Source organism: Bradyrhizobium sp. 23 (assembly GCF_023073295.1).
GTDB classification, from domain to species: domain Bacteria; phylum Pseudomonadota; class Alphaproteobacteria; order Rhizobiales; family Xanthobacteraceae; genus Bradyrhizobium; species Bradyrhizobium canariense_D.
Window position 1 is genome coordinate 84,994 of sequence record NZ_JADPJF010000032.1, and the last position, 7,413, is coordinate 92,406.

Consider the following 7,413-nt stretch of genomic DNA (forward strand, 5'->3'; position numbering starts at 1 on the left):
GTAGCGCGATGTATTTCTCGAACGCCTCGCGCGCCGCCGCCGAGAGGCGATAACCCCGTTCCTTCAGCATCAGCTCGGCGATGACGAGCAGCTCGGCTTCCGCATAGTCCGGAAAGTCGATGTGATGCGCGATCCGCGAACGGAAGCCGGGATTAGAGGCAAAGAAGCTCGTCATCCGCTCGCCATAGCCGGCAAGGATCACGACGAGGTCCTCGCGCTGGTTTTCCATCACCTGGAGCAGGATCTCGATCGCCTCCTGGCCGTAGTCGCGCTCGTTGTCGGGACGGTGCAGATAATAGGCCTCGTCGATGAACAGCACGCCGCCCATCGCCTTCTTCAGGATCTCCTTGGTCTTCGGCGCGGTGTGGCCGATATACTGGCCGACCAAATCGTCGCGCGTCACCGAGATCACCTGCCCGCGCCGCACGAAACCGAGGCCGTGCAGGATCTTTGCCATGCGCAGCGCGACCGTCGTCTTGCCGGTGCCGGGATTGCCGGTAAACGACATATGCAGCGTCGGTGGCGACGAAGCCAATCCCGCACGCTGCCGGATACGTTCGATCAGCAAGAGCGACGCGATCTGGCGCACGCGGCTCTTCACCGGCTTCAATCCGATCAGCTCCTGCTCGAGCTGCTGCAGCGTGCCCGTGATTCCAGCCTCTTCGGCCTCCTTGCGGAGATCGAAACTGGTCTCGCCGGGCTCAGTGGTCACGGCGTGGGGAACATCCAGCATCGGCACCTCGAAGAAAAGGGCTTCGCCGCGGGGGAGCGGCGAAGCAGTGGTCCGCCAAGGAAACGGAGCAGGGAGTGCTCCGCGCGGAGGAGAATGACTTAGGTTGGTGCGTGCGCGAGCTGCCGGCGCACGGTGGTGTAGCGGATCGCGCGTCCGCTCACCTCCTGCCGCACCAGCTCGAACTCGGCTTCCTGCGGCGGGCGGTTGACGATGAACGAGATCCGCACCGATTCCCAGCCATGGCTGGAGTCGAAGCCGCTGAGGCGGATGTATCGGTCGCCATACACTCTGCGGCATTCGGCGAGCTCCATCATCACGCCGGCGGCGTCCTGGAGATCGAACATCGGCAGGCCCCACATCTCCCAATAGGTGTTGCGGGGATGCGGATCGTCGGTGAACTCGATGTTCACCGCCCAGCCGTTGGTCAGGCAATACTGCACCTGCTTGGTGATCTGGTCGTCGGTCAGATCGGGCAGGAACGAGAAGCAGCCTTGGGTCAGCTTCATGTCAAATCTCCTCAAACGGTTTCGAGCGCGGTCGGCACGAAGTCCGGCGTGTCGGTGGATTCATAATTGAAGGAGACGTCCTTCCAAACCTCAAGTGCAGCTTTCAGCGGCGTACAGGTCTCGGCCGCCCTGGCCAGGATCTCCGGTCCTTCGTGGACGTAGTCGCGGCCCTCGTTGCGGGCGAGGATCATCGCTTCCAGCGCCACACGGTTGGCGATCGCGCCGGCCGCGATGCCCATGGGATGGCCGATGGTGCCGCCGCCGAACTGGAGCACGACGTCCTCGCCGAGCAGGTCGAGCAGCTGGTGCATCTGGCCGGCATGGATGCCGCCGGAGGCGACCGGCATCATCTTGTTCAGGCTCGCCCAGGACTGGTCGAAGAACAGGCCGTGTTCGAGCTTGGCCGGGTTGAAGTCTTCGCGACAGACATCGTAATAGCCGCGCGTGGTGTTGGGATCGCCTTCGAGCTTGCCGACCACGGTGCCGGCATGGATGTGATCGACGCCGGCGAGCCGCATCCACTTGGCGATGACGCGGAACGACACCCCATGGCTTTTCTGCCGCGTGTAGGTCGAGTGACCGGCGCGATGCAGATGCAGGATCATGTCGTTGCGCCGCGCCCATTTCGCCATCGACTGGATTGCGGTGTAGCCGATCACGAGATCGATCATGACGATGCAGGACCCGAGCTCCTTCGCGAACTCGGCGCGCTCGTACATATCCTCCATGGTTCCCGCGGTGATATTCAGGTAGGTCCCCTTGGCCTCACCGGAGGCCGCCTGCGCCCGGTTCACCGCCTCCATGCAATAGAGGAAGCGGTCGCGCCAGTGCATGAACGGCTGCGAGTTGATGTTCTCGTCATCCTTGGTGAAGTCGAGCCCGCCCTTCAGCGCCTCGTAGACCACGCGACCGTAATTGCGGCCCGAGAGGCCGAGCTTAGGCTTGACGGTCGCGCCGAGCAGCGGCCTGCCGAACTTGTCGAGCCGCTCGCGCTCGACCACGATGCCGGTGGCCGGTCCCTGGAACGTCTTCACATACGCGACGGGGAAACGCATGTCCTCCAGCCGCAGCGCCTTCAGCGGCTTGAAGCCAAATACGTTGCCGATGATCGAGGCCGAGAGGTTGGCGATCGAGCCCGGCTCGAACAGGTCGAGGTCATAGGCGATGTAGGCGAAGTACGAGCCTGGCGTGCCCGGCACCGGATCGACGCGGTAGCATTTCGCGCGATACTTCTCGGCGGCGGTCAACCGATCGGTCCACACCACCGTCCAGGTCGCGGTCGAGGATTCGCCGGCGACTGCGGCTGACGCCTCGATCGGATCGACGCCCTCTTGCGGCGTGACGCGGAACAGCGCGATGACGTCGGTGTCCTTGGGCACGTAGTCGGGCTCCCAATAGCCCATGCGCTTGTATTCCATCACGCCCGATCGATATCTTTCCTTGCCGCGGACGGTTCCTGCATGTGCATTCATGGCTCTCTCCTGCTCTTCTCTCTCTGAATGATTAGGCCGCGACGGGCTGGCGGGCGTCGACGCGCGGATCGAGATCGCCGGCGCGGTAGCGCCGCGCCATCTCGCTCAAGGGAACGACCTTGATACCGCTGGCGTGGCCTGCGGTGCCGAACTGCTCGAAGCGCTCGCGGCAGAGCTCGCGCATCGCATCCATGGCGGGCTTGAGAAATTTGCGCGGATCGAACTCCGAGCGCGTTTGCGCGGCCACTTTCCGGAACACCGCGGTCATTGCCAGCCGGCAGTCGGTGTCGATATTGACCTTGCGCACGCCGCTCGTGATGCCGCGGACGATCTCCTCGACCGGCACGCCCCAGGTCTGCGGCATCTCGCCGCCAAACTGGTTGAACATGTCCTGGAGCGGCTGCGGCACAGAGGAAGAGCCGTGCATCACGAGATGCGTGTTCGGCAGCCGGCGATGAATCTCCTCGACCACCCGCATCGCCAGAATGTCGCCGTCCGGCTTGCGGCTGAACTTGTAGGCGCCGTGCGAGGTGCCCATCGCGATCGCGAGCGCATCGACTTTGGTGGCGCGGACGAAGTCGACCGCCTGGTCGGGATCCGTGAGCAACTGATCATGGCTGACCGTGCCTTCGACGCCGTGACCGTCCTCCTGCTCGCCGCCCCCATGCTCGAGCGAGCCGAGCACGCCGAGCTCGCCTTCGACGGAGGCACCGACCCAATGCGCGAGATCGACGACGCGGCGGGTGATCGCAACGTTGTAGTCGTAGTCGGCCGCGGTCTTGGCGTCGGCCTTGAGCGAGCCGTCCATCATCACCGAGGTGAAGCCATGGGCGATCGCGGACGCGCAGGTCGCCTCGTCATTGCCATGGTCCTGGTGCAGGCAGAGCGGGATGTCTGGATAGGTCCGCTCCAGCGCATCGATCATGTGCGAGAGCATGAGGTCGCCGGCATAGCTGCGCGCGCCGCGCGAAGCCTGGATGATGACGGGCGCGTCGACCTCGGCCGCCGCCTGCATGATCGCGATGCCCTGCTCCATGTTGTTGATGTTGAACGCCGGCACCGCGTAGCCGTGACTGGCGGCGTGGTCGAGCAGCTGACGAAGAGTGATACGGGCCACGACAAATCCTCCTGTTATTGCTTGCCGGCGCGGGCCATCGCCCGCCGGGCGGCTTCCGCAACGCCTTGCGGCGTGATGCCGAATTCGCGGTAGAGCACCGGGGCCGGCGCCGAAGCGCCGAAGCCGCGCATGCCGACGAATTCGCCCTCGGTGCCGATCCAGCGGTGCCAATCGCCGACGACTGCCGCCTCGATGCCAACCCGCGGCGCGGTGCCGAGCACAGCGGCGCGGTAATCCTCCGGCTGCTCCTCGAACAACGCGAAGCAGGGCGCGGAGACCACGGCCGCACGGACGTGCTCGGTAGCGAGCAGGCGGGCCGCCTCCAGCGCAATAGACACTTCCGAACCCGTTGCGATGAGCGTCACGTCGCGGCCACCGTCCGGCGAGACGATCAGATAGGCGCCGCGTGCGACGCGGTTCCTCCCGCGGACATCGCTGCGGAAGGTCGGCAGCGCCTGACGGGACAGGCACAGCACGGAGGGACGATTTTCAGCTTGGAGCGCGCAGTCCCATGCTTCCAGCGTCTCAACCGCGTCGGCCGGCCGGAAAACAAGCAGGTTCGGAATGACGCGGAGCGCTGCGAGATGCTCGACCGGTTGGTGCGTGGGGCCGTCCTCACCGAGGCCAATGGAGTCATGGGTCATCACATGAATGACGCGGATCCGCATCAAGGCCGCAAGGCGGATCGCCGGCCGGCTGTAATCGGAGAACGCGAGGAAGGTGCCGCCATAGGGAATGAAGCCCCCGTGCAGCGCGAGGCCGTTCATCGCGGCCGCCATACCATGCTCGCGGATGCCGTAATGGATGTAATCGCCGGCGAACGCGTCGCGCTTGACCGGGGTCTGCGCCTTGGCATGCGTCAGGTTCGAATGCGTGAGATCCGCCGAGCCGCCGACAAATCCGGGAATCGTCTCGGCGATGCCGTCGAGCACCTGTTGCGACGCCTGCCGCGTCGCGAGCTTCGGACGCTCGGTGGCAAAGCGCTCGCGCAATTTCGCCGAGGCCTGGGCATAGGCGTTCGGCAGGGCAACCGCCTTGCCCTCGATAAACAGGTCGCGCTGCTCGGGCGTCGCGCATTCATAGCGATCGAGCCAGGCGAGACGCTCGACCTGCCCGCGCTGCCCGATCATCCGCCATGCTTTCAGGATCGTGACAGGCACCACGAAGGGCTGATAGTCCCAGCCGAGCGTTCGCCGCGCCGCGGCCGTCTGCTCCGTGCCGAGCGGCGCGCCATGCGCCTTCTCGGTGCCCTGACGATCCGGCGCGCCGTAGCCGATGACCGTGCGGCAGGCGATCAGCGACGGTCTTGTGCTCTCACGCTCCTCGGCAATCGCCTGCGCTACTGCTTCGGGATCGTGCCCGTCGACATGGCGCACCGACCAGCCGGAGGCAGCGAAGCGCGCGAGCTGGTCATCGGAGGTCGCAAGCGAGGTCGGGCCGTCAATGGATATGCCGTTATCGTCGAACAGCACGATCAGGCGGCCCAGCCCGAGATGCCCGGCGAGCGAGATCGCTTCCTGGCTGATGCCCTCCATCAGACAGCCGTCGCCGGCGATGACGTACGTGAAATGATCGACGAGGCCGTCGCCATGTCGCACATTGGCCATGCGCTCGGCGAGTGCCATGCCGACCGCGGTCGCAATCCCCTGCCCCAGCGGACCGGTCGTGGTCTCGACGCCCGGCGTATGGCCATATTCCGGATGGCCCGGCGTCTTCGAGCCCCATTGCCGGAAGGCCTTGATGTCATCGAGGCTGACGTCGCCGCCGGTGAGATGGAGCAATGCATAGAGCAGCATCGAGCCATGGCCCGCCGACAGCACGAAGCGATCGCGATCCGGCCAATGGGGGTGAGCCGAGTCGAATTTCAGGAAGCGCGAGAACAGCACGGTGGCGACATCGGCCATGCCCATGGGCAGTCCGGGGTGGCCGGACTGCGAAGTCTCGATGGCGTCGACCGCGAGGAAGCGGACGGCGTTGGCGAGATCGCCATGCGATACCGCCGTGAGGTCAGCGTCGGCGTGGACGGAGATGTTCATCGGATCCTCCTCTCGTTCACTTCAGGTTTCGCTTACGCTCGATCAGCTGCATGATCAGCGGCGTCAGGATCAGCTGCATCGCAAGATCGAGTTTCGCGCCGGGACACACGATCGAATTGGCACGCGACATCCAGCTTTGCGGCAGCATCGAGAGCAGATAGGGGAAGTCGATGCCGCGCGGGTTCTTGAAGCGGATCACGACCATCGACTCGTCCGGCGTCGGGATCCAGCGCGCGATGAACGGATTGGAGGTGTCCACCGTCGGCACACGCTGGAAGTTGATGTCGGTCTCGGAAAATTGCGGGCAGATGTAGTGGATGTAATCGGGCATCCGCCGCAGAACGGTGTCGGTAACGGCCTCGGTCGAATAGCCTCGCGCACTGCGGTCGCGGTGCAGCTTCTGGATCCATTCGAGATTGATAACGGGCACGACGCCGATCTTGAGGTCGGCATAACGCGCGACGTTGACCTTGTCGGTAACGACAGCACCGTGCAGGCCCTCGTAGAACAGAAGGTCGGAGCTCTCCGGCAGCCGTTTCCATTCGGTGAAGGTGCCGGGTGCGGCGCCATGCAGCGCGGATTCCTCGGCGTCGTGGACGTAGTGCCGCGTCGTCGCCGTGCCGGTCTCGCCATAGTCGCGGAACGCCCGCTCCAGCTCCTCGAACAGATTGGTCTCGGGGCTGAAATGGCTGAAATGCCTGTTGCCGCGATCGGCCTCCTTCGCCATCTGCGTGCGCATTTCCGCGCGATCGTAGCGATGGAAGGCGTCGCCTTCGATGTAGGCGGCGTTGACCTTCTCGCGGAAGAAGATCTGCTCAAAGGTCTTCTTGACCGACGTGGTGCCGGCGCCGGAAGAGCCGGTGATGGAGATGATCGGATGCTTCCTGGACATCGGGGCGCCTCGCTCAGAGCCGGAAGAAGCCGCGCCGCGCGAACAGCGGTGCGGAGACGCTGGCGACCAGCAAGGGATCGCAATGCAGTTCCTCGACGCGCTGCACCTCGTTGTTCGAACCCATGATCAGCGGCACGCGTTGATGCAGGCTCTGCGCCGAGAGTTCGAGGATACGCTCGCGCCCGGTCGAAGCCGAGCCGCCGGCCTGCTCGACGATGTAAGCCATCGGGTGCGCCTCGTAGACGAGGCGCAGGCGGCCATCGCCATAGCCGGGCCGTGAATCGGAGGGATAGAGGAACACGCCGCCGCGGGTAAGGATGCGATAGGCCTCGGCCACCAGCGAGCCGACCCAGCGCATGTTGAAATTGTGGTTGGCCTGCCCTTCCACACCGGCGAGGCATTCGTCGACGAAGGCGCGCACCGGCTGTTCCCAATGCCGGCGGTTCGAGGCGTTGATCGCGAACTCCTCGCAGGTCTCGGAGATTTGCACGGCGCTACGCGCGAGACGGAAGCAACCGGACCCGCGGTCAAGCGTGAAGATGTCGACGCCCTCGCCGAGCGTCAGCACCAGCGAGGTCTGCGGGCCGTAGGTGACGAATCCCGCCGCGAGCTGCGCCGAGCCGCGCTGATGGAAGGCGAGCGCGAGATCGTCGGGCG

General features: G+C 65.0%; 7 protein-coding genes. All 7 read right to left on the reverse strand.

The window, feature by feature from the left end:
- Window positions 1–733, reverse strand: a 733-nt coding sequence (locus tag IVB32_RS04640) for an AAA family ATPase (protein ID WP_247409919.1), incomplete at its 3' end; no start/stop codon positions are given.
- A gap of 98 nt (window positions 734–831) precedes the next feature.
- Window positions 832–1,239, reverse strand: coding sequence for a ribulose bisphosphate carboxylase small subunit (locus IVB32_RS04645; protein ID WP_018456187.1), 408 nt, complete (start codon window positions 1,237–1,239; stop codon window positions 832–834).
- Between the two features lie 11 nt (window positions 1,240–1,250).
- Entirely contained in the window at window positions 1,251–2,711 is a 1,461-nt protein-coding gene (locus IVB32_RS04650; protein ID WP_085352576.1) for a form I ribulose bisphosphate carboxylase large subunit, read from the reverse strand.
- 31 nt (window positions 2,712–2,742) lie between these two features.
- Window positions 2,743–3,828: a class II fructose-bisphosphate aldolase gene (fba, locus tag IVB32_RS04655; protein WP_247369263.1), complete on the reverse strand. Its 1,086-nt coding sequence runs from the start codon at window positions 3,826–3,828 to the stop codon at window positions 2,743–2,745.
- A gap of 14 nt (window positions 3,829–3,842) precedes the next feature.
- On the reverse strand, window positions 3,843–5,864 hold the full coding sequence (gene tkt, locus IVB32_RS04660) for a transketolase (protein ID WP_247369264.1): 2,022 nt from the start codon (window positions 5,862–5,864) through the stop codon (window positions 3,843–3,845).
- A gap of 16 nt (window positions 5,865–5,880) precedes the next feature.
- Window positions 5,881–6,756 (reverse strand): phosphoribulokinase, encoded by an 876-nt coding sequence (locus IVB32_RS04665; RefSeq protein ID WP_063993396.1) that lies wholly within the window; start codon window positions 6,754–6,756, stop codon window positions 5,881–5,883.
- Window positions 6,757–6,769: 13 nt separating this feature from the next.
- Window positions 6,770–7,413, reverse strand: a 644-nt coding sequence (locus tag IVB32_RS04670; protein ID WP_247409921.1) for a class 1 fructose-bisphosphatase, incomplete at its 5' end; no start/stop codon positions are given.

Bases quoted from the DNA above. Each gene is read 5' to 3' on its own strand.
- IVB32_RS04645 (WP_018456187.1), bottom strand. From the start codon at position 1,239: ATGAAGCTGACCCAAGGCTGCTTCTCGTTCCTGCCCGATCTGACCGAC.
- IVB32_RS04650 (WP_085352576.1), bottom strand. From the start codon at position 2,711: ATGAATGCACATGCAGGAACCGTCCGCGGCAAGGAAAGATATCGATCG.
- tkt (WP_247369264.1), bottom strand. From the start codon at position 5,864: ATGAACATCTCCGTCCACGCCGACGCTGACCTCACGGCGGTATCGCAT.
- IVB32_RS04665 (WP_063993396.1), bottom strand. From the start codon at position 6,756: ATGTCCAGGAAGCATCCGATCATCTCCATCACCGGCTCTTCCGGCGCC.